This is a genomic window from Holdemania sp. 1001302B_160321_E10, from assembly GCF_015552275.1.
GTDB lineage: Bacteria > Bacillota_I > Bacilli_A > Erysipelotrichales > Erysipelotrichaceae > Holdemania.
The window spans coordinates 23,621-47,615 of sequence record NZ_JADNEM010000015.1; the positions used below are offsets into that span (position 1 = coordinate 23,621).

15 protein-coding genes are annotated in these 23,995 nt (G+C 36.2%); 14 read left to right on the top strand and 1 reads right to left on the bottom strand.

Annotated features, from left to right (window positions below):
- Window position 1 precedes the first annotated feature (1 nt).
- Genes I2D94_RS10340 through I2D94_RS10350 form a run of 3 tightly spaced genes read left to right on the top strand, consistent with a single transcriptional unit; the run spans window position 2 to window position 7,126 of the window.
- On the top strand, window positions 2-2,515 hold the full coding sequence (locus I2D94_RS10340) for a YfhO family protein (protein ID WP_195396778.1): 2,514 nt from the start codon (window positions 2-4) through the stop codon (window positions 2,513-2,515).
- A complete protein-coding gene (locus tag I2D94_RS10345) occupies window positions 2,512-4,854 on the top strand; it encodes a YfhO family protein (protein WP_195396780.1) in 2,343 nt (780 codons plus the stop codon). The genes I2D94_RS10340 and I2D94_RS10345 overlap by 4 nt, the downstream gene beginning before the upstream one ends.
- Window positions 4,838-7,126, top strand: a complete 2,289-nt coding sequence (locus tag I2D94_RS10350; RefSeq protein WP_195396782.1) for a YfhO family protein — start codon at window positions 4,838-4,840, stop codon at window positions 7,124-7,126. The genes I2D94_RS10345 and I2D94_RS10350 overlap by 17 nt, the downstream gene beginning before the upstream one ends.
- Before the next feature lie 8 nt (window positions 7,127-7,134).
- Here the strand turns inward: I2D94_RS10350 and I2D94_RS10355 are convergent, their stop codons facing one another.
- Window positions 7,135-8,193, bottom strand: coding sequence for an NAD(P)-dependent oxidoreductase (locus I2D94_RS10355; protein WP_195396785.1), 1,059 nt, complete (start codon window positions 8,191-8,193; stop codon window positions 7,135-7,137).
- A gap of 150 nt (window positions 8,194-8,343) precedes the next feature.
- On the opposite strand from I2D94_RS10355, the gene I2D94_RS10360 reads away from it, so the two are divergent.
- From I2D94_RS10360 to I2D94_RS10410, 11 genes are all read left to right on the top strand, one after another.
- Window positions 8,344-10,134, top strand: coding sequence for a hypothetical protein (locus tag I2D94_RS10360; RefSeq protein WP_195396787.1), 1,791 nt, complete (start codon window positions 8,344-8,346; stop codon window positions 10,132-10,134).
- Window positions 10,135-10,210: 76 nt separating this feature from the next.
- Window positions 10,211-12,808 (top strand): YfhO family protein, encoded by a 2,598-nt coding sequence (locus tag I2D94_RS10365; protein WP_195396789.1) that lies wholly within the window; start codon window positions 10,211-10,213, stop codon window positions 12,806-12,808.
- A 28-nt stretch (window positions 12,809-12,836) separates the two neighbouring features.
- On the top strand, window positions 12,837-14,123 hold the full coding sequence (locus tag I2D94_RS10370; RefSeq protein WP_195396792.1) for a hypothetical protein: 1,287 nt from the start codon (window positions 12,837-12,839) through the stop codon (window positions 14,121-14,123).
- A 76-nt stretch (window positions 14,124-14,199) separates the two neighbouring features.
- Window positions 14,200-15,186: a glycosyltransferase gene (locus I2D94_RS10375; protein WP_195396794.1), complete on the top strand. Its 987-nt coding sequence runs from the start codon at window positions 14,200-14,202 to the stop codon at window positions 15,184-15,186.
- Entirely contained in the window at window positions 15,164-16,336 is a 1,173-nt protein-coding gene (locus I2D94_RS10380) for a glycosyltransferase (protein WP_195396796.1), read from the top strand. Before I2D94_RS10375 ends, I2D94_RS10380 begins: the two co-directional genes overlap by 23 nt.
- Before the next feature lie 13 nt (window positions 16,337-16,349).
- Complete coding sequence (locus I2D94_RS10385; protein WP_195396798.1) at window positions 16,350-17,873, top strand: DUF6056 family protein; 1,524 nt, start codon at window positions 16,350-16,352, stop codon at window positions 17,871-17,873.
- Window positions 17,874-17,955: 82 nt separating this feature from the next.
- Window positions 17,956-19,569, top strand: a complete 1,614-nt coding sequence (locus I2D94_RS10390; protein WP_195396800.1) for an O-antigen ligase family protein — start codon at window positions 17,956-17,958, stop codon at window positions 19,567-19,569.
- Window positions 19,566-21,146 (top strand): O-antigen ligase family protein, encoded by a 1,581-nt coding sequence (locus I2D94_RS10395; RefSeq protein WP_072686025.1) that lies wholly within the window; start codon window positions 19,566-19,568, stop codon window positions 21,144-21,146. Before I2D94_RS10390 ends, I2D94_RS10395 begins: the two co-directional genes overlap by 4 nt.
- Window positions 21,147-21,283: 137 nt before the next feature.
- Complete coding sequence (locus tag I2D94_RS10400; RefSeq protein ID WP_072686026.1) at window positions 21,284-22,246, top strand: glycosyltransferase; 963 nt, start codon at window positions 21,284-21,286, stop codon at window positions 22,244-22,246.
- A gap of 105 nt (window positions 22,247-22,351) precedes the next feature.
- Window positions 22,352-23,281 carry a glycosyltransferase family 2 protein gene (locus tag I2D94_RS10405; RefSeq protein WP_039864845.1) on the top strand — a complete coding sequence of 310 codons (930 nt, stop codon included), beginning with the start codon at window positions 22,352-22,354 and terminating at the stop codon, window positions 23,279-23,281.
- Between the two features lie 17 nt (window positions 23,282-23,298).
- Window positions 23,299-23,985, top strand: a complete 687-nt coding sequence (locus I2D94_RS10410; protein ID WP_072686028.1) for a hypothetical protein — start codon at window positions 23,299-23,301, stop codon at window positions 23,983-23,985.
- The last annotated feature ends 10 nt before the right edge of the window (window positions 23,986-23,995 follow it).

The following is a 23,995-nucleotide window of genomic DNA, read 5'->3' on the forward strand; positions in this document are numbered from 1 at the left end:
CATGAATAAGATAAATTTTGAAAAGCTAAAAATACGTTTACTTTCTTTGCTTATTCCAATATTTTGCTTTTTATTAATCCTTTATACAGTTAAATTATGGCCCTTTGGTGAGCAAACGATAGTGAGCCTTGATTTAGATTCTCAATATATTTCGTTTTTCAGTTATTTAAAAGAAATTTTCAGAGATCCTACGACTCTCTTTTATTCTTTCTCAAAAACATTAGGCGGAGATATGATAGGCTTAGTTTCATATTACCTGATGAGTCCTTTTAACCTTATTGCTCTGTTTTTTTCTACAAGCAATTTGCCTATCGCGTTGACGCTTATAATTATTTTAAAAATAGGCTCGGCAGGATATACATTTAATCTTTTTCTAAAAAATAATGGATATACTTCGTTAATTTTTTCAACCGCTTACGCATTGATGGCTTTTGTTATCGCTAATTATAGTAATGTAATTTGGCTAGATGGAATCATACTCTTGCCTTTAATTGCTATGGGAATTGAAAAAATTATGGTTGGAAAATCTCCGCTTTTTTACATTTTCAGTTTGTCGGCAAGCATCTTTACTAATTATTATATAGGCTACATGCTTTGTATTTTTTCTGTTATTTATTTTTTCTATTGTTTTTATTTCAAAGAGGAGACTCGGTCACTACGATCCAGCAAAGTTTTTATTAATTTTTGCTTTGCATCGATTATTTCAGGTGGGTTGGCAGCGGTTTTGCTGATTCCTGTAAAGTATTCACTGGAAACGACAAAAGGATTATTTGATCTATCAAGTATGCAGTGGCAAGCTAACTTAACGTTAAGGGATTTATTTAGTAAATTAATATTAGGCAGTTATAATTTTAATGAAGCTATGTCTGGAAAGCCTAACATTTATTGTAGTTATATCGGTTTATTAAGCTTTGTTTTTTATTTCCTTAATAAGAGGATTGATAAAAAAGAAAAAACAGGATGCTTCCTAATATTGTTGTTATTTTTAGTTTCCTTTATCTTCGAACCTGTTAATTTGATTTGGCATGGCTTCAGTAAGCCAAATTGGTTTCCTTATCGCTATAGTTTTATATTTACTTTTTTTGTATTATTAATTGGTCATAAAGGATTGAATATAACTTTCGAAGGCAATAATAAAAGAATTGTTCTCTTAAGTGCAGGCATGCTAAGTTTATTTATTTTAATTGGTTATATGGGCAATTTTAGTTATCTAAATATTTATAAATTTTTAGCCAGCCTTATTTTTATTTCTTTTATAATTTTGTATCTTCTAAAAAATATAAAAGCTAAAGGAACATTGTTGGTAGTTTTAGTATTAGAACTTACTGTAAATGGTTATTTTAGTTTGAAGGAAATACCGCATTTATCTTTAAATGAGTATAAAACTTACGTTGATAAGGTAGAGCCAATCATAAAAAGTATTAGAAAAAAAGATAGTGGTTTTTATAGATTTGAAAAGACTTTTCAAAGAACACAGAATGATCCTATGCTTTTAAATTATTCTGGTTTATCTCATAACAGCTCGGCAGAAGCTCCTTTTGTGCGTAGCTATTTATATTCTCAATTAGGGTTATGCACAGAAGATAATTGGACTTATTATAATAGTGGGACAACGTATGCGAATGATTCATTACTAGGGATTAAGTATATTTTGACTGAGCAAAAAATTAGCATGGGATATACTGCGTTAAATACTTATGGTGATTCCACTCTATATTTAAATGATTTTACCTTGCCTTTTGGTTTTTTGACTTCTGGGCCTGTACATTTATATTATCCTGTCGATTTTTCGTGGCTATCAAATCAAAATAATATCTGGAAAGTTCTTAGTAATAATGAAAATTTAGAAATTATTAAAAGTCTGGAATTTAGTATTATCAAAAATGACATTATTCAGAACGGTGATTATTTTAATTATACTGTGAACGGTGAAGATCCTTTTCTTGAATATCAGTTTGCAATGCCAAAAAAAGGACCAGTTTTCATTTATTTAACGTCCAATGATGAGAGAAAAGTAAAGCTGTTTATAAATGATGAATATCTTTGTGATTATTTCACTTATGGACAACATCAAATGATTCGTTTAGGGGAGTATGAGAAAGATGAGATAGTTACTTTGAAATTGAAACTAGAGGAAGAACAACTGGATATTCAGTCTGTAAATTTGTTTTATCAGGATATGGATGTTTTTGAGGAAGCTTTTACAAGTTTGATTAATAATAATACTTTGATGATAGAGAATAAAAAGAATGGTTATATTGCGGGGCATATCGAGGTTAAAGAGCCATCAAATTTAATTTTACAAATACCATATGATCAAAATTGGAGATTTTATGTTGATGGTAATAAAGTTAATAGCTATGAAAGTTTAGGTATTTATAGTACACTTCACTTAGATGAGGGATTTCATGATATCAAAGCGATATATATTCCAAGGGGATTAAAACTAGGTATTGCAATTACAATAATATCTTTAATAATTATGTTCATTTGGCTAAGGATGAATGAACTTTGAATCAATATTTGGAGGAGCGTAAAAATATGTTAAGTAAAAGGAATAAATTAGTATTATTAAGTGCAATTATAATTTTAATAAGCTTTATTATATTCTCACCCTACTTAATTAATAATATGCCATTGACATACGGGACTGATATAAAACCACAATGGTTTGAGTTTTATACTGAATTTAAGAATCTGATAATACAGTTTTTTGAAACAAAACAATTACCTTTTTACTCATGGAATTTATTTTTAGGCAATAATTTCTTTGCTTCTAAAAGTTACTACTTGATGGGGGATATATTTAGTTATATAGGTTTGTTAATCCCTTTAAATTTTTTTGACGTTGCTCAAGTATTAGAAGTAATAAAATTTTTAGTTTCAGGATGGACAATGTATTATTTGCTAGGATGCTATAAATTTAATTCTAAAGTTAAATTAATTGGTTCTATTGCTTATACATTTAGCTCTTGGGCAATTTTTTATAGCGGGCAATTATCTTTTCTTTCGTTCTATTGTTGGATGCCATTATATTTTGCGTCCATAGAATTATATTTACGAAAAGGAAAAAAGCTGATGTTTCCTTTTATTTGCATGATTTTGTTATTCACAAATTTTTATTTCTTTTATACACTATCTTTCTTTACTCCAATTTATTATATCTACCGCTATAGCTTGTTAAAAGATAATTTTAAAAATTTTATAAAAGATACCCTAGTTTTAATTGGTTGTTATTTGCTAGGTGTTTTTATGACCGGTGTGTTAACATTGCCGACAATGGCATATATTCTTCAAAATGACCGTGTTGGTCAATTTTCTTTGAAACTGTTTTTTGAACAACCAAGTATTTATCTTCACGAATTATGTGCTCGGTTAGTACCGAATTATATCTATATTTATCGAACTAACGTTTTTGAAACTACTGCCCATACAACTAGAGAGCTATGTTTATATAGCGGAACTTTAACCGCTGTTTTGCTACCGCAAATTTTTTCGGATAAAGATAAAAAATTCAGAAAAGCAACTTTAATATTCTATATAATTTTGAATTTATTTTTGATATTCCCATTTTTAAGTTCAATGGCTCATGGTTTTAGTGATCCAACTTTTCGATGGACAATGATATTAATCCTTGTTCAAATTTTAACTGTGTGTCATTATTTGGAAAATATCAATCAATTAAATACTAAAAATTTAAAGATAACAATGGGTATTTCGATCTTTGTATTAATTGCAGTTATTCCGTTGACTGTGATCCTTTCAAAAGGAAATACAATATCTGCTTATAGAAATCAAATATTGCTGTTTTTATCTGCTATTATTTTTGTGGTTATAAATACGTGGCTTTTATTAAATAAAAAATCTTATATATGGTTCTTAACGGTGTTGTGTATTGAATATTCCATTTCAGGATTTACTTTATATTATTCTCGGATGCGCAGTGAAGGAATAACTTATGATTTTATTAAGTCTGCTACGCATGTTCTACAGGATAAAGATCATGAATTAAATTATTTTTTAGAGAATATTGAACCTGTTAATTCACTACAGTATTATAGAACTTATATTCCTTTAGAGTCAATCTATTGGAATTTTAGTCATAACATGAGTTTAATGGTTCAATTACAAGGAACAATGACTTATGATTCAACATATGCACCAAGTTTTAACAAAATGAAAGAAATTGCTCCAGAAGTGAAAGACTATGATTCTGAATGGATTTTTAATATTAAAAATCCGGATATACTTCAATTTTTAAGTGTAAAATATGCAATTGTCACCAATCCTTCAGAATTGCCTGAAGGACTGAGCTGGCGTTTATTAACTGATAATTATAGATCCGGATTATTAGTTTATAGAAATGATGATTACCGCTCCTTGGGAACTACTTATAATCAGATAATTACTTATGAAGAGATTGAATCTACAAAATTAATTACTCATTTATCAGATATCGTTGCATGTGAATCGAGCGATTTAATGGAAATTCAGAACATGATGAATTCTAATCATTCTGTTGAACTTGAAAACATAGCTCATCAGGGAAATTATCTTACAAGTACCTGCAACACAGATGAGTCAAGTTTTCTTGTCTTATCACTACCTTATGACAAAGGATGGAAAGTCTTTGTAAACGGTCAAAATGTAAAAACATATTCTGTTAATGGTGGTTTTGTTGGATTTGGAGTTGAAGCGGGTAATAATCAAATTGAAATGTATTTTACACCTGTAGGCTTTAAACAAGGAGCAATAATATCTTTGATTGGAATTATGGGGTATGTTGCATTAATTGTTTATGAAAAATTAAAAATCAGAAATAGTAGGAGATATAAAAATGAGCAAAGTATTTAGAAAGCGGCCTTGGATTTTATTAATTATTCTCCTTTCTTGCTTAGCGGGCAGCATCATACTTCCATATATTCTTACAGATACGCCATTTATGCTGGGATGGGATATGCGGACCCAATATAGTTCTTTCTATGAAAATCTTAAAACGATGTTCTTAGAAATGAAAAATACAGGTTCACTTCCATTTTATTCTTGGTCTGCATTCCTGGGTAATAATTTCTGGGGAAGTAAACTTTTCTATTATCATGATATATTTGATTATTTATCATTATTGATTTTCCCTAATTTTGATTATAATCGAGTTATTATGTTACAGACTTTTGTGAAATTGGGAATTGCAGGGTTTTGTTTTTATCGCTATTGTCAATATCATCATTATTCCAGTTCTACAAGCATTATTGGTTCATTGCTATTTGCGTTTTCTTCGTATTCATTAGAAGCGTTAAAAGATCCATTTTTCCTGTCATTTTATATTTTTATCCCACTATATTTTCTGGCAATAGATCGGTATTTAATTGAGAAAAAGAAAATAGGATATATCTTAATTACTGCATTTTTGGCTATTACAAATTACTATCACTTTTATTCTCTTAGTATTTTCAGTGTTGTCTATTTTATGTACAGGTATTCATGTTTGCATAATACGTTAAAAGGCTTTTTTAAAGAAGCAATCCCTTTAATTGGCGCTTATATTATCGCTGTTTTACTCGCTGGATTTGCATTAATTCCTGAGTTTTTTAATATCCTTACGAATCAAAGAATTGGAAATTCTTCTGCTTTTTTAATCTATGATAGTATAAAGACATATTTTTATATCTTATCTGGTTTGTTTTTTCCATCAAGTATTATCATCAATCGCACCAATGAATTTTCTTCAATCTATACTTATGTTTCTGATAATAATACTGTATTATATGTATGCCTTTGGGCAGGATCATTTTGTTCTCTATTGATTCCGCAAGTATTTGCAAAAAAAGAAAAGAATAAAAATACTATAGTCTTTTTATTGGTTAATTTATTATTCATGATAATACCATTTGGTTCTTCAATCATGCATGGTTTTAGTGAACCAGCTTTTCGTTGGTTTCAATTCTCTCTGTTTGTCAATCTCACTTTGATTCTGCCTTATTTAGATGAAAATAAACTTATTAATAGAAAATGTTTGTTCATGTCTGTTTTATTTATATCATTGATACTTCTATTTGGAACGCCTTTATTAGGAATTTTGAATAATATCCCTTTTCAAAAATATAGCCGCGAGTATAGTTTAATATTAATTACTTTACCCTTTTTATGGATAGGTTATTTTGTCTTGTTAAAAGGAAAAAAATGGATATTTATCATTTTCACTTTCTTTGAGGTATTATTTGTTGCTTATATGTCAGTGTATTCTAACAGTTATTATCGGCAATTTACAAAAGAAACAATTCAAGGCGTTACTCATGTACTACAGAATCGCAACGATTTGAATCAATATCTTTTAACATTAGATGAGAAAAATAGCGAACAATTCTATCGTATTTATATTGATCCTAGTGCTGTTTATTGGGATTATTCTACGAATTTAAATTTAAATTTTAATGTTATGGGATTGATGACATATGATTCCACTGTATCTTCTTCAATTGTAGATATGAATCAGATTGCTGATATTGAGTCATATTTACCATGGTCTTATGAGATTAAAGATCCCTATCTGATAGATTTTTTATGCACAAAGTATGCGGTGGTTACAGATATTTCACAACTTCCTCATAAGGATTTTAAACAGGTAGGGGAATTTAACTATCTTTTAATATTTGAAAATCTGCATTATCAAAATTTTGTCCGAACTTATCATAGTATTATAACGCTGAATCATGAAAATATTCAAAGCGAAGAGATATTAAATACTGTAATATGTCATGAAGAAGATCTTGATCAGTTGGAAAATTTAATTAATTTATCAGGAAATGTAGAATGTACCTATATTAATCGTCAATCAAACCAGATCTATGCAGGAATTAATTCTTCCGATTCAGAGTTTGTATCAATACCTATTCCTTATGATGCAGGCTGGAATATTGAAATTAACGGAGAAAAAATTCAATATTATTCAGTGAATGGAGGCATGATTGGGTTTTCTGTTCCGAAGGGGTATAGTGAAATTCATATGATTTTTAGCCCACAAGGTTTTAAGATGGGAATGGTGGCAAGTTTAACCGGTGTTCTTTTACTGATTATTTTAGTTATAGCCGAGAAAATTCAAAAGAAAGTAAAAAAGCAGAACTTGTAATCTGCTTTTTATCTTCTGTGGGCTAATTCATCTTCAATCATATCTATTGTGCGTCGGAAACCATCCTGAATGGAAATAGTAGGTTTCCATCCTAAAGCTCTCAGCTTTTGAGTAGATACATTTATGTAGGTAGTTACCTTATTTTCAATATAAGAGGAATTTATCTCACGGTTTTCCTTATAAAAGCTAATATTTCTATCTGGAAAAGCTTTGATTATTTCTTGTGCTAGTTCTTTGATAGAAACGAAACATTCATCATTTGCCATATTATAGGCTTCTCCGGGAAGTCCGTGAGACAATAAAGTAAGACAAGCAGAAACCAGGTCTAGTACATAACAAAAAGCTCGTTTTGCTTCTCCGGTTGATTTCATAACAATCTGGTTATTTTCAATTACAGATTTAACAAATTCACTAAATACGCGTTGATCATGATGATAATCTAATGTTGGACCGTAAGTATGAAAGATTCTTAGGCAAGTAACAGGGACTTGATATTGTTCATAATATGATTTGCAAAGAGTTTCACCCATCCGTTTGCTTTCGCTATAACAACTGCGGATATCTAACGGATCAATTGTACCCAATGTGTTTTCTGTAATAAGCTGTGAATTAGAAATTTTACCATAAACTTCAGCGCTTGAAAAATATAAAAAATGTTCAATTTTTTTCTTGCGAGCTAATTCAAGAAGATAATAAGTACCCAAGATATTGGGCAGTGCAACATCAACTGGATTAGTTTTGTAATACTGAGGATCTGCCAATGATGCAGCGTGAATGATATAATTGATTTTTTCTTCTGTTCTTAAAGGTGTGTTTAACTCTGAAACTAAACAATGAATATTTTTATTTAATTTATCACCAAACAATAATTCAACTTTTTTTAAATTTCGAACAATAAGCAGTATCCTTAAATTTAGATTTTTCACTGCATTTAAATAAATAAAGTATTCTGTTAAATATCGCCCAAGCATTCCTGTTGCCCCGGTTATAAGAAGTGTTTTGTTTCTTAAGAACTCATAATCTAAATTCTGCGAAACTAATTCTTGAAAATCAGTAGTTAAGTCCATGATATCCTCCCATAAAAACAAGCTATAATATATTATATAGTATAACTACTTTTGTTTCGACTAAACTTTAATTTTCTAGAGCTTATTTTAGAAACTTGCATAACATTAGGTTAAAGGATAAAATAAGAAAAGACTTATTGAGGTGAAATTATGAAATATCTTGTGGGCAGTGTATATCCAATTCTCTTAATACTGATCGCTGTTGTTTTATGGCATAATGATAAAATCAGGGAAACAGTAAAAACTAATAAAAAATCTATTTTGCTGTTTCTTTTATTTAATTTCGTAATGATTAATGTTATGTTATTTCTTCACTTGCGACAAGAACAGTTTATTGCCTATTGGGATTTTGGCGGCTTTTGGCGGAAATCAGTTGAATTTAATCAGATGATGGACCGAAGTGTAAAAGAAGCCATGGATAACCTTTGGTTTTCTTTGAACTATTCAGAATACTCATATTTACCCGAATGGTTCTTATATCTGCCTACGCAGTTATTAGGAAGCTCTTATCCGCGGTTTATTTTAGCTATGTTTAATAGTTTTGTGCTTCCTGCTAATTTAATATTGTATATTTTTAGCTTGATGGTTTTAGGAGATAAACAATCAATGCTGAAAAAAGCTTTCATGGGATTATTTATCACTACCTTTGCGGGTAATTTATATTCCATGGTTTTCGGATATATCGGCAGCGCAGGTTTACCTTTTATTACCAGTATCTTGCTATTAGTTTATGCAGGCGGCTTAGATACATTTGACTGGAAAAATAATGTCTTTATTGGGATATCTATGATAATTCTATTATTAGTTAGACGATGGTTTGCTTATTGGATTGTAGGTTTCTATATTGCTTATACTTTAGCATATTTAATAAAGGAAAGGTCTGCGCACTCTCTTACGAAGTCAAAAATAAAAGTACAATTTTTGAATATGCTTGTTTGCGGTATCATTCCATTAACCATACTATTAACTTTATTCTTCCCTTTATTTAAAACAATCACAACTTATAACTATGCTGAAGCATATTCTGTAGCAAAGGTTGGCGGGGCTGCTTACGTTATTGGATGGTTCATTCAATTTTATGGTTGGCTTTTAATCATTTTGCTAATCATCGGCTTCTTTTATGGGATTAAATCGAAAGAACATCGTCTAATTACTTGTTTATGTGTTATCCAAACATTAGTTGCTGTCATTTTATTTAATCGAGTACAAAGCTTTGGATCTCATCATTATTACATTATTAATGGCCCTGTGATGATTCTGATGATTTTCGGTTTAAAGAAGGTTCTTGATTGTTTATCTGATAAGAAGAGTGCTGTACTTCTTACGGCTTCTGCCTGCTTAATTTGTATAAATTTTTCAAAAACAGTGGTATTTGGTAAAAATCCTAAAGTTGATGCATTCTTAGATAAATTAAATGTGTTGATATCAGCGCCTTTTCCTGATTTGAGAATCCGTAATGATCTTGATCAAATCCGAAATATGGCAGAATTTTTAGATAAGACGCCTAATGAATATGAATACGTATACGTTTTATCTAATTCTGTATTATTTAACGATGATATGTTAAGAAATGCCTTTTTTCCAGAGAAGAATGAAGGGGTTGCAAATTTATTGGTTGCTGACGCCTATGATTATCGTGATGGAATACCTGCTGATTTTTTTCAGTATTACTATATTGTAGTTGCAGATCCCATTCAACTTCAGTTTGGAGAAGAAAATCAGAAATGTGTCAGTATATTAGCAGAATTTATGCTGAATTCTGAAGAGTCTGGTCCGTATTATCGTATAATCAGAGAATATGATTTAGACAATGATGTGCATATCAATATTTATCAAAGGATAGAACAAGTTCCAAACGAAGTTCGAAAAGAAATTAGTGATCGTTATCGTAGCTTTTATCCTAACAATCCAGAGCTGTACGAATTTAATATGTTATCTTGAGTAGAAAGTATGGTTTTAGAGTTAATAAGGGGGACCATAACTCATGGATTAATGTTATTTAGGAGATGTTAAGTTTATGAAATCTAAAGAAAACATTTATTCTTTAAAAACATTTGGACTTTTTTTGTTAGTAATTATCATTCTTGTTCTAATTTTTTTAGGTTGCTATGTTGAGAATAAAGGAGTGTATATCTTTCCTGGTGATTCTGTTGAACAGATGTATCAATTCTATCTAGGGGGGTGGGAAAAAATTCACGCTGGTACTTTATCTCAATTTGATTGGTCTTTAGGTGTTGGCGGAAATATAATGGCGTATGTTTATTATTTTCTAACAAGTCCGTTTTTCTATATAACCTTGTTTTTTCCTAGAGAAGGTATGCAGTATTTGATGTTAAATTTAAATAGTTTAAAAATATTTCTGCTATTTATAAGTACTTATTATTGGGCAAGTAAAATCACTGGAAATAAAAGTTCAAAGATAATCGCGAGCTTTATTATAACTTTTTCAGGCTGGGTATTCTTTTATTATGCATACAATATGTTTTTAGATGCATTTATTTTATATCCTTTAATTTTAGGATTGACTGAAGAATATTTGAAAAATAATAAGTATGTGGCTTTAACGTGTTGCATCGGAATTTTAGGAATTATAAATTATTATTTTTTATATATGTTTCTTCCCTTCCTTTGTGTTTACGCTTTAATTCGGTATGTCAACGTGAATCAATTAGGCTTTAATTTCAAGTTAATGATTAAAGTCGGATTAAAGTTTGTAGGAATTATTTTACTGGGAATTTGCTTAAGTGCTGTAATCTTGCTTCCATGCGGATTTCTCGTTATGCAAAATAATCGATTTATGACTAATGAAATTAGTTATTTTGATACAATTGGAATCAATGAAATTGTGTATTTTTTCAGCACTTTGTTTACACCTGTATTTGAAAGATTTAATGCCAGTTATCTTATTCCGGAACATACGCATGAATTTATAGGGTGGGGCGGAGGTTGTAGCTTATTTGCCTTTATTATTACACCACTCTTACTTCCTTTAGTGTTCTGCTTAAAAGATAAATGCAAAAGGAACAGCTTAGTTATTAGTTATTGCATGTTACTTCTATTACTTAATTTTCAATATGGGTGGTATCTATTGCAACGCTCTATAGATACTCGATGGCTTTATATGTTTTTGTTTGTTGATGCGCTGGCTCTTATTGAAATTAATGAAGAATTAGAAGATAAGAGATTGAATTCGAGGAAGTTGATTTTTTCCTTTATGATTTCTAGTAGCGTGATTGCTGTCTTATTATTGAATATGCTTCATCATCACTATTGGCCTAGAAAACAAATGATTGAAGTAGGCATGGTGTCGACGTTGATGATTATTTTTATGATGTGTTATGTTGTTTACTATAATTCAAGAAAAAAGAGAACTTGGTTCTTACTAACGATTTTGACTTTGGAGGCAATTGCATCAGGAAGGATATTTGTTGCTTATAATTATGGAATTGACCATACTTTTTTTGAGCAACCAGAACAGTCAACTGAGGCTATAGAGTATATTAAGCGTATTGATCACGGATATTACCGTATTCTATATGGTTCAGAATCATATCAAATCCCTGGAGCGCCAGGGGCGTTTGTTATTACAACTCCCAATGAACCATTTTCAAAAAATTATCCAGGTTTTTCTTTTTACAATACAATTTATAATACAGAGACATCTGATTATTATAATAGGACTAGTCCAAATTGGTTTGTATCTGAAGCTATGGGGAGAAATAAAATTTATAATTTAATGTCTGCTAAGTATTGGATTACTTATGACTATGAAAGTCAGATTCCTGATGATTATGAATTACTTTATAAAGATAAAGATACAGGATTTTCAATTTATAAAAATCCATATTTCTTAGAACTTGGTAAAACTTATGATAAAACAATTAATAAAGAGTTTTTTGATTCCTTGCCTGTTTTGTTGAAAGATCGAATTATGCTTGATTATCTCGTTACTGAGGAAAGCACTAATTTTGAATATGAATTAAATGATAATTTTATATTTTTGGGACAATTGCCAGAGTGCAGTACAAGAGAATTAGTTCTAGAAGATCCGATTTCAAACGGGAATTTATATGTTGTTAATTATGGTGTAACCGAAATAATCATATCATTATATAATGATAACGAACTTTTAAAAGTTTATCCGTATAGTCAATATAATTATGTCGACTTAAGAATCGACGATAATATGGAAGTGAATAGAATTGTAGTTGAAGGTGAAAATTATTCAGGTGTTGCCGCTTTTATGGATGTTTACTTTGAGCCGAATGATGGAAGTTATGACCAATGGTATCAACAGACACAACAGGAAAAATTTGAAAATGTTTTATTTGATAGGGATTATATAGCGGCAGATATTAATTTGAATGATGAACGATATATATTTACATCCATTCCTTATGACAAAGGTTGGAAAGTTTATGTGAACGGCGAGAAGGTGCCATATGAGAAAGTGAATTTAGGATTTATCGGACTACGCTTAGGAAGTGGTAATTATCATCTGGAATTTCGCTATGAAATCCCATATTTAAAAGTAGGTGCAATAATTTCGCTGGGTTCTTTAATGATTCTAATATTGCTTTCGCTGAGGAATTCAAAAAAGTTTAGAAAATCTTAATTTGACTCGAATACTCAGAAACTCTATAATGGCAGGCATGAACACGTTAAAAATGATAAGAAATCTGATTTTGATTTTATTGATAGCGATAGTGAGCGGTTTGGCTCTGAACACTATCGCTTTTTCACTTCCTGTTCAGCCAGTAAAAGAAAATCTTACAGAGAACTTGGAAGTTTTTGAAAAGGAAATGGAGTCGGACTATTTCAGGGTTATCGAAAACGATGATGCCACCATGCTGGATTTATATACAGATGCTCTAATGATGAACACGATGATTTATGAGAGTGATCAAAGTAACTTTGTTAATGCTGTGGCAGCGCATCACTATTTCAACGAGGGTCAAACGATGCAACAAAGCTTTCTGGATCTTGTTGAAGAAAAGACAGAAGGGAAAGAGGTCTATGCCTATGCACGATATTGGCATGGATACCTGCTGCCGCTAAAGCTGGCATTGTCTTCGATGACCTATCTCGACTTTCGTATCTTAAACCTATTTTTACAAATTCTTTTGTTAGGCCTGGCTGTAAAAACAATGGCGGAGCAGGGCGGCAGGAAGCTAGTGATCCCCTTATTAGTTGCTTTTGTCTTTTTAATGCCTGTCGCTACGGCCTATTGCTTGCAGTATTCGTTTATTGTGTATATCACATTGATTGCGACGATTCTATTATTTCATTTTCGAGAGAAACTGGATCAAAGAAAAAATGCGATTTATTTCTTTTTCATTATCGGAGTGGTGACCAATTACTTTGACCTGTTGACTTATCCTCTGATTACGTTTGGAATTCCGGCGGTTCTCTTGTTATTCAGCGGTAAAAAGAAAACGACTATTTTAGAATCTTTGATGACTTTTGCGGCGATCACCTGCGCCTGGATCGGTGGTTATGCCTTGATGTGGGTGGGGAAGTGGACTGTAGCTACGCTGGTTCTTCATGAAAATATTTATCTGGATGCGATCCAACAGATTATTCTGCGTACTAACGATGAAGTGAAGAATTTGGAACTAACCTATTCCATGGTATTAGAAAAAAATCTGGAATTGCTGCAGCGTTTACCCTATGCTCTTTTATTCTATATTCCATTAATAACGAAAATTCCTTCAATCGTCGCTTTACTGATTCACGATCAACGGGTATTCTTTAAGAAAATACTGATAATGGCCTGTTTCGTATGTGTCCCCTTAGTTTGGATTCTTGTTTTGCGGAATCATTCATTTATGCATTATTTTTATACGTATCGTATTTTAATTATTGCTTCATTCGCAATTCAGTGCGCTGCTTTTTCAACCCCGTCATTATTGCGAAATGCTGAAGAGTAAGTTTATAGCGTGTTTTCTTCTCTGAAAAATTCACAACCCGAATTAAATTCTGGTATACTATAAAAGGTGATGAAAATTGAAACATCTTGTCAGTGTCATTGTTCCAGTCTATAACGTGCAAGCCTATCTGGACCGATGTGTTCAGTCAATTGTAGATCAGACGTATTCAAATTTGGAAATTCTTTTAATTGATGACGGCTCAACTGATGAGTCATATCGATTAATGCAGAACTGGGCTGAAAAAGACAAACGAATTCGTTTGCTTCAAAAAACGAATGGCGGATTAAGCGACGCCCGGAATTTTGGAATCCAAAGAGCGCAGGGAGAATACTTCGCGTTTATCGACAGCGATGATTTTATTCGCCCGGCGATGATCGAAAAAATGTTGGCGGCGATGGTCGAGCAGCAAGCTCAAATCGGTGTTTGCGATATGGAGTATCTCTATGATGACGGCCGGGTCGAATTTGCCAGCGGCGGAGCGTTTGCTGTGGGGGATGTGAAAACCCATCCGGAATTAATTCGTATGAATAACAGCGCTTGTAATAAGCTTTTCGCTCGTTCTCTGTTTCAGGACATTGAATTTCCGGTTGGAAAATGGTATGAAGATTTGGCAACGATTCCGATGATCTGCTTTAATGCGGAACGGATTGTGAAAGTGAACGAAGCGTTTTATGTCTATTATCAGCGGTCAGGTTCGATCGCGCACAGCGCAAATCCTAAAATATTTGATATCTATAAAGCGATTCAGCGTGTCATTGAATATATAGAGGTTCATTGCGATGATGCATCTTTGAAAAACCAGTTTATTCAGGAAATGAAGCATTGCTATATCATCCATGGATTAGATTTAACGACGCTGCGGATCAAGGACTTTGATGAATCGGAAGACAGGGAAAAGTATTTGGCGGAGAACATGAAGCAATTAAAACGGTGTTATCCAGATTGGGAGCAGGATACATTCGTAAAATCAGCGGGATTGAAGAAAAAACTGATCATTGCGCTGTTGAAGAGGAAACAATGGAAGGCGGTGCTCGGCATTTATGACCGGTCAAAATCAGCGTGACAAACGCAGAATTTTATTTGTTAACGATGAAATGGAAATGGGCGGCGTCGCCCGTGTTTTAAATACATTGATGAAAAATCTTGATCAGCAGGTATATCAAATCGATTTGTTGGTCTTACATAAAACAGGCACACTGCTTCAGGATATCCCAGAGGGTGTGCATGTGATTGAAGGAACATCGTTTTTTAACGCCGTGGACAGCCCGCTCAAAGAATTACTGAAAAAGGGAGACCTTCCGCATCTTTTCAGTAAGCTGCGCTTGCTGCTGTACATGAAAACAGGATTGATCCGCAGTAAAATCCTCAAGGAGCGAAAAAAGATGCTGTCCGGCGTCTATGATGTGGAAATGGCGGCGAAAGAGGGATTCTGTACAATCTTTACCGCTTATGGCAATAGTAAGCGGAAAGTCAATTGGGTATTGACTGATTACAGTGTCTGCAATTACTCCGCGAATCATATGCGATTGGTGAAGTCTGCTTTGCAGAAAATTGATCTGAATATTGCGGATTCAGCGGAAGCCACGGAGGCCTATAAAAAGGTCTTCGGAATTCAGAATGTCATAACGATTCATAATCTGATGAATACTGAAAAAGTAGAAAAAGGAAAGACAAAAACAGAAGATCAAGCAAAGATTGATCCTTCAAAACTGAATGTGATTTCAGTGATTCGATTTCATCCGCAAAAGGCGGCGGATCGATTGCTGCTGGCGCATAAATATGTGCTGGATCAGGGGATTGAACATGAACTTTATTTAATCGGCGGCGGCGAGCAGGAAGCGATGTTGTTGAAAATGCAGAAAGACCTGAATCTGACACATGTTCATTTCCTGGGCTTTAAAACAAATCCGTATGCCGATATCCGGGCCTGCGACTTGTTTGTTCTGCCTTCTTTGTATGAAGGTTTCGCGACGGTGATCAATGAATCGTTTATTGCCGGAACACCGGTCTTGTCGACGGAGGTTGCGGGCGTTCATGAACAGATCACTGCGCCGCATTTTGGATGGATTGTTGAGAATAGCCAGAAAGGCTTGAACGAAGGCTTGCTGAACGCGTTGCAATCGAAGGATCAGCTGCAGGAGATGAAACGGCAGCTGCAGGGGTATCATTATCCGAATGATGAAATCATCCGAAAGTTTACAGAAGTTTTATAACGGAGGCGGATGTATGGAAAAATTAAAAAAAGGAAAGTCCTGGTGCTGGCTGTTAGGCGCTTTGTTTATCTTTGTCCTGTTTTACTACATTACCGTCAGGACGCCGCTGGCGGGAGACGATTGGGGCTACGCGGTCAATGGGATGAGCGGAAATCCGTTCGTCAAAGCGTGGGAATTCTATTTCACCTGGTCGGGGCGTTATTTCGCGGAGCTTTGGGGCTTCATCGTCGCGCCGAGAAAGGGCCTGTGGAATTTCCTGAATCCTGCCTTATTCGCGGGAATCTATGTTTTGCTATATCAAATTGTGAATCCGAAGCGTAATCCGTTATCCGTAGCGGTCTTGATTGCCGCGATGATGTTAACGGTGTCGGACCGGCTGCGGATGGAAACCTATACTTGGATTATGGGAACAACCTACGTCGTGCCGTTATTTTTGATTCTGCTGGTCATCTGGATGATGAAAAATATCTTGTTTTCGGAACGGAAAATAAAAAAAGGACATTATGCCGCGCTGATCCTTCTTAATTTTTATATCGGTTTAGCTATGGAAAATTGTTCAGCGGCCAGTATTTTGCTGAATCTTCTGATGCTGCTTTACGCATATTTCAAGCGAAAAGACGCGTTGAAGTTAACGGGTGCGGGACTCGTGGTCAGCGTGCTTGGTTTTGCCTTGATCCGGATGTCGCCGGGCGCGGCGTTCCGGCTGGCGCGGGATAACCAGGCATGGATTGCGCTGGGCTTGTTTGGTCAGATCCAGCAGAACTGGGGTAATTTCCTGAATTACACGTTTATTGCGAATAAATATATGATGCTGATTCTGAGTCTGATCACATTCCTGGCTTTGATTCATCATTGGGTAGACCGGATCTGGATGAATAAAAAAGATAAGCTGGCGGCGTTCGTTCAAGGATTCATCCTGACGATCGCGATCGTGGCCTGCTTTGCCCCGACATTCGTCGAGAAAATGAACCTTGAGGTTTTCAGTTTCTTTTATGACTTGGGAACGCCTCAGGGCTTGATCTTCTGCTCGATCTTTTATATTCTTTATATCGCCAACCTGTTTTGGATCTTATTTACTTTATATCAAGATGAAGAACGATTAGAAAAATTGATGATGGTGATGATGGCGGGAACGTGTAATTTAGCAATGCTGCTTTCGCCAATTTATGGCCCGCGGAGTTCGCTGTATACGGTGTACATTATCATCTTATTGACGGCCTCGGTGGCTTCAAAAATTAAAATCAGTTCCGCTGAGGCTGCGGTGATTCTGATTTGCTGCTCAGGGATGTGTCTGCAGCGCAGCTTATCCTGGAAACGGATCTATACTCAGGTTGCTCAAGTTCAGTCGGAACGGGAATCCATTCTGCAGTATTATCGCGAACATCCGGAGGATGATGAAGCCTGGATCCCGCGGATGCCGGAAGAAAGCATTCATTCCGCGGACATTGAGGAAGGCGATACTTATCATCAGAATAGTTTCAGAGAATATTATGGTTTGCCGGAAACGACAAAATTAGTTTTTTATAAGAAACAATAAACTCAATCGTTAAAAAATTAGACAATCGGAACGAAAACCGGTACAATGTCACAGAACCGAACCGCACAAAGGAGGCTGACTGATGCGAAAAATCAAAGAGTTTCTGCGTCCCTGGTTTACGCAGGGGACAGCGATTGGAATTTTACTTTTAATTCTGGCGTTTCAGCCGATGATAGATCTGGACTATTTGATTTATCCCTTTTTAAATCAGTTTGGCTTACCGCGTCCTTCAACGATCGTCCGGTATTTGCTAATTCCCGTTTTAATCGTCGGATGTTTTTACAACAAGGGTAAAAATCGTCGGAAAACGTTGATTCTGGGCGGATTGTATATCGCGGTTTTCGCGGTTTATTTTCTGATTCATGTCCAGGTGACGAGAAATGCCGCGGCGTTGCTGCGTCTGACTACCAATTTCCAGTTCTCCTTGTTCGGCGAGCTGGTCTATTGTTTAACCCTGATCATTCCCTTTGGGCTGATCGCCGCCTTTACGACGCTGCAGGTCAATGAGAAATTATTGAAGCAGATCACGGCGATTTTATCAGCGACGATCTCATTTCCCATTTTAATCAGCGACTTGTTTGTGTTTGGACAGTCGACGTATCTGGGCAATACTGCGGCCAGTTTCTTCAGCTGGTTTACCGGGATATATGAAACGGTGGAACCACGGCGGTTAGCGTGTAAATTTTTCTTTGACGAAGGAAATACGATTGGGATTCTCTTGTTTATGCTGCTGCCGTTATTGTATTATTTCTTTTCCCGGAGCAAGGAACGCAAGGGAAAAATTTCCTGGGCAATGCTGATCATCGTTCAGAGCTTGTCCATGTTGATTTTGTCGACGCGGGTAGCGTCGCTGGGCGCGTTTTTGATCCCGATCGCCTTTGTCGGACTTTATCTCTTTGACGGTCTGCTGTTTCGGCATCAGAAAATAAAAGGGATAGTGCTGATTTTCTGCGCTGCTGTATCGTTAGTCAGCGTGGTGATTCTGCCCTATACGCCGGCCATCCAAAATCAAAAGCGTGATGCTCAAAGCGATGATGCGGTGCGCGGCGACGATGATTTGCTGCAAAAAGGAATTTTAGCCTATGAAGGCCGTTTAAACCTGACGCCAGGCTCGAAAGCCTATGAAGAATTCTGTTTAAAGGCCTTTGAGAAGTCCGGAATTGAGGATAATCTGATATCCAGTATTCCCAAGATGTATTACATGGATTGGTATAGCTACAAGGTTGATCCAGTCTTCTGGAGTGATTTGTTGTTCACCGTGCCGTTGGAAGAACGCTTAACGGGCCGCCAGTTCCAAACCTATTTCATGAATGTGAAATGGGGAATGGCGGATTCCAAGATGAAATTATTTGGTATGGGATATACACCGTTTATGAATGGTTCCATTCTGCTTGAGCAGGACTTTATCCAACAAAAATATACGCTCGGCTATTTAGGCGATCTCCTGCTGGCAGGACCTTGGCTGATTCTGACGGCTTTCGGTGCTGTGTTTGTTCTGCTGCGATGGAAGAAGTGCATGAATCTGGAGATTATGGTTCTGGCTACATCCCTGTGCTGCGGCTTGGGGGCAGCGTATCTCAGCGGTCATACGTTAGATCAGTTTGTTACGACGATGTTCATGGCGCTGATCGCGGCGATTCTGTTGGATCGGGTTTTTGGTCTTCATGATGATTCGGAAAGGGAGGGTAAACAATGACGAAAATAAAATCGGTTTTTCATTCGCATAAGGCAATGAAAGGCTTTGTTCTTCTTTTGTTTATCATCCAGCCTTTGATCGATCTGGATTACTTAATCTATCCGTTTCTTGATCAGTTTGGAATTCCCCGGCCGTCGACGATTATCCGCTTTTTAATCATTCCGCTGGCCGTGTTATGGACGTTTTTTCTGGCTGATAAAAATAAAAAGAAAACGTTGTTATTTGGCGGCCTGTACGGTTTGGCGCTGGCGGTTTATTTTCTGCTGCATATCCGGCAGGGGGCTCAGATTTACAAAGGCTTATATCTGACGCCGAATTTCTTTTTCCAGTTATCAAAGGAAATCACCTATTTTCTGACGCTGGTCATTCCGTATGGAATGATCTATGCAGTTGTTCATCTTCGATTAACGGAAAAAATTGTAAAAGGGGTCACCGTCGCTTTATCGTGCCTGACTGCGCTGCCGATCTTTATCGGCGATTTGTTTGTGTTTGGCGAATCGACGTATGCCGGAATGACCGCGGCTCCGTTTCTGAGCTGGTTTTTAGGAATTTATGCGGATCCAACGAAGATTCATCCTCGTCAGCTAGCTTCCAAGTTTTTCTTTGAAGAAGGAAATACGGTCGGTATTTTAATGTTTATGCTGCTGCCGTTATTGTATCTGTTTTTCCAGCGCAGCACTTCGAAGAAAGAGCGGATTGCATTAGGCGCATTGATCGGAATTCATAGTTTGTCGATGATCATTCTTTCGACGCGGGTCGCCACGTTTGGCACGGTGCTGATCCCGATCGGATTCCTTGTTCTGTATCTTTTTACGACTTTGATCATGAAGGAATACCGGCTGGAAAAAACGGTCTTGTTCTTCTGCGCTGCTGCCGCAGCGATCAGCGGCTGTATCCTGCCATTTTCACCGGCGGTTGTCAATCAGAATATTGACTCAGCGAACACCGCGATCTTATTGCAGGATGATTATCTGCGCAAAGAGCTGGGAACTTCGCTGGAGAATACGACGGAATTAAAAACAAGCGATTATTATCGTTTTATGTTTGAAGCTTATGGAATCCGCGCAAATCTGATGGCCAGCGTGCCGACTCAGTATTATATGGAGTGGTACTATTACACAGCGGATCCGAAGTTCTGGGTTGACGTCCTGGAGCTGCCGCTGGAACAGCGGGTGAACGGCCGGCAGATCGAAAAGATTTTCATGAGCTACAAATGGGGGGAACTTTCTAACTCCGAAAAGTTTTTAGGTATGGGCTATTCAACCTTCAATAACGGCTCGATTTTGTTGGAACGGGATTTTGCCCAGCAGATTTATACGATGGGCTATGCCGGCGCCGCGCTGACGGTTTTGCCATGGCTGCTGGTGACCTGCTTCGGCGCCATTATCGTACTGCTTCGTTGGAAAAAGATGCTCCGGCTGGATGTTTTAGTCTACGCAATGGCACTGGGCTGCGGGTTAGTGTCTTCTTATATCAGCGGACATACGATCGATCAGTTTCTGACGTCTTCGTTTATGGCTTTGCTGATGGGTGTTTTATTGGATCTCGTCATGCGCCCGAAAGAACAGAAAAATTGATCGCCATGGGAAACCATGGCTTTTATTTCAATGAAAATTTTAACAGGTCTATTGTTGTAAACCTGCGGCGATGGTATAATAGGTTAAACAAACAGAATGAAAATTAAAGGATTGATCAGAAAGGCAGGCGGTGGAAAATGAAACCCATCCTCAGTGTGATTGTACCGGTATATAACGTTGAAAAGTATCTGCCCCGGTGTCTTGATTCCTTAGTGAATCAGACGCTCAAAAATATGGAAATTATCGTGATCAACGATGGAACAAAAGATAACAGCCAACAGATTATTGATGACTATGCTGCGCGGTATCCGCAAATTCGTCCATTTAAGAAACCGAACGGCGGGATTGCAGAGACTCGCAATTTTGGCTTAGCGCAGGTGCAGGGAGAGTATTTTGGCTTTCTGGACAGCGATGACTTTACAGAACTGGATATGTTCGAGAAGATGGTCGCGGCGGCAGAGAAAGAGAATGCGGATGTCGTTGTTTCCAATTTTAATTGGGTCTATGGCGAACAGAAGCGGCTGGAAAAGGAAGGTCCGTACGCTCCGGGTAAAGAAATGATGATTCATTTATTTGCCACGCTTTGGAATAAAATTTACCGCACTGATTTTGTCCGGGAAACCGGCTTGCAGTTTCCGACGGGCTATCGCTATGAGGATGCGTGTTTTCTTTATTGCTTAGCGCCGCATGTAAAAAAATTAGCCTTTGTGGACGAAGCTTTTGTCAGTTATATCCAATTGGGAAATTCAATTACGCATACGAACAATCATGAAGTGAAGGATATGATTCATGTTTTTGAAATCATTACGGATTATTTTAAGGTCCAGGGATGGGATCAGGAATATCATGATGAACTGGAATATCTGCATATTAAGTTCTTTTTAGGGAACTCTTTCTTAAGAAGCACGAAGATTGCGGATCGGCAGGATCGGAAAACGACGATTCAGATGGGGTGGGAGCGGTTGAATCAAAGCTTCCCGCAGTGGAAGAAGAACCCGTATCTGAAGTCGCTGGGCGGAATGAAAAATCGTTATTTCAAAACCGTTAGCAATTGGAATATTATGCTTTATTCCGAACTATTTCACAGATTTAAAAAATAAGATCACTGAATTTAAAATATTAAGGAATCATGACAATTTAGGAAAGTATTTGTACTTCTTGAATTTCTCCTTTATAATTAAATGGTGAATTTGCGGAGGTTAGATATGGATAAGCTTTCAATCGTAGTTCCTTGTTATAACGAACAGGAAACGGTGAACATCTTTTACCGCGAAACAACAAAAGTAGTGGATGCCATGAACATGGATTATGAAATTATTTTTGTCAACGATGGTTCCCGCGATAATACCTTAGAAGAATTGGTGAAGCTCCATGACGCGCATCCGGGTATTGTCAAGGTCATTGACTTCAGCCGGAATTTTGGCAAAGAGGGCGGCCTGTTAGCGGGATTGGAAAACGCGACGGGCAATTACGTTACAGTCATGGATGCTGATTTACAGGATCCGCCGGAATATTTGCCAAAGATGTTTGAAGCAATGAATCAGCAGCATGTGGACATTGTAGGTACCCGCCGGGTTACGCGAAAAGGGGAACCGAAGATCCGTTCCTTCTTTGCACGGCAATTTTATAAACTGATCAATAAATTTACTGAAGTCGAAATTGTTGACGGCGCGCGGGATTTCCGGCTGATGACCCGCGAGGTTGTCGACAGCGTTCTTTCACTTCAGGAATATCACCGGTTCTCCAAAGGCATCTTTGCCTGGGTTGGTTATAAAACGGTTTATTTGGAGTATGAGAATGTGGAGCGTGTCGCCGGGGAAACGAGCTGGTCGTTCTGGAAGTTATTCGCTTACGCGATTGAAGGCATTGTTGCCTTTACTGTTGCCCCGCTGCGAATGGCGACGATTTCTGGAATCTTCGTTTCTATCATCGCTTTCCTTTATATGATCTTTGTTTTTGGGAAGGCCTTGATCGTAGGCGATCCGGTTGCGGGTTATCCATCAATGGTCGTCATCATTCTGTTTTTGGGAGGAATTCAGCTGTTAAGCTTAGGCATTATCGGTGAATATCTGTCGAAAACGTACATGGAGACCAAGAAACGTCCGAAATATATCGTCCGTAAAAAATACGAGTAATAAAAGGAGGAATGTTAGTGAGTAAGCAGGATAAAGCAAAAGCAAAACGCGCAAAGAAAAATAAACAGATTATTTATATGATGTTGGCGGCTTCTTTAGTCGTCGTTGCGGTTATGGGCTTTAACATCGTCCGGATTTCGTTAAAGAAATCCGCGGGTAGCGGAGAGGTCGTTGAAAAGACGAATACCTCATCGATGAAGAATGACAAGTATGTCATTGGAAATAATCCGACGCAGTTTCAGCAGGATGAGTTCAAGAAATTGACAGAGGCATTAAAAGGCGATGATCCACAAGAGATAACAGCCGCGGTTGTTCGTAATTTTATTGCCGATTATTTTACCTGGACGAACAAAGATGGTAATTATGAAGTCGGGGGTCTGCAATATATTTATGGCCCAATGTTTACCAGTTTTCAAGAACAGTCCCGTTGGGAGTTTTATAAAGATTTAGATTTATACATCAGTCAGTATGGTCGCGAAAATCTATTAGAAGTCACCGATATTACATTAACAGATGTAGTTTATGCAGGAAAATTTGAACATTATTCTGGAGAAGAATATGAAGCTTATTATGTTGAAGCAACGTGGAATTATAAGCCAAGTTCAAAAATCGATGTTAATAGTTTTCAGAAAACAGGGTATTTCACAGTCGTAGACAACGATGGACGCTATGAAATCGCGCAGTTCTTCGACCATTATGATTAAGGAGGTTGGT

Excerpts from the sequence above, each read along its gene's own strand:
- I2D94_RS10340 (WP_195396778.1), top strand. The coding sequence starts at position 2 with ATGAATAAGATAAATTTTGAAAAGCTAAAAATACGTTTACTTTCTTTG.
- I2D94_RS10350 (WP_195396782.1), top strand. The coding sequence starts at position 4,838 with ATGAGCAAAGTATTTAGAAAGCGGCCTTGGATTTTATTAATTATTCTC.
- I2D94_RS10355 (WP_195396785.1), bottom strand. The coding sequence starts at position 8,193 with ATGGACTTAACTACTGATTTTCAAGAATTAGTTTCGCAGAATTTAGAT.
- I2D94_RS10360 (WP_195396787.1), top strand. The coding sequence starts at position 8,344 with ATGAAATATCTTGTGGGCAGTGTATATCCAATTCTCTTAATACTGATC.
- I2D94_RS10365 (WP_195396789.1), top strand. The coding sequence starts at position 10,211 with ATGAAATCTAAAGAAAACATTTATTCTTTAAAAACATTTGGACTTTTT.
- I2D94_RS10370 (WP_195396792.1), top strand. The coding sequence starts at position 12,837 with ATGGCAGGCATGAACACGTTAAAAATGATAAGAAATCTGATTTTGATT.
- I2D94_RS10380 (WP_195396796.1), top strand. The coding sequence starts at position 15,164 with ATGACCGGTCAAAATCAGCGTGACAAACGCAGAATTTTATTTGTTAAC.
- I2D94_RS10385 (WP_195396798.1), top strand. The coding sequence starts at position 16,350 with ATGGAAAAATTAAAAAAAGGAAAGTCCTGGTGCTGGCTGTTAGGCGCT.
- I2D94_RS10390 (WP_195396800.1), top strand. The coding sequence starts at position 17,956 with ATGCGAAAAATCAAAGAGTTTCTGCGTCCCTGGTTTACGCAGGGGACA.
- I2D94_RS10395 (WP_072686025.1), top strand. The coding sequence starts at position 19,566 with ATGACGAAAATAAAATCGGTTTTTCATTCGCATAAGGCAATGAAAGGC.
- I2D94_RS10400 (WP_072686026.1), top strand. The coding sequence starts at position 21,284 with ATGAAACCCATCCTCAGTGTGATTGTACCGGTATATAACGTTGAAAAG.
- I2D94_RS10405 (WP_039864845.1), top strand. The coding sequence starts at position 22,352 with ATGGATAAGCTTTCAATCGTAGTTCCTTGTTATAACGAACAGGAAACG.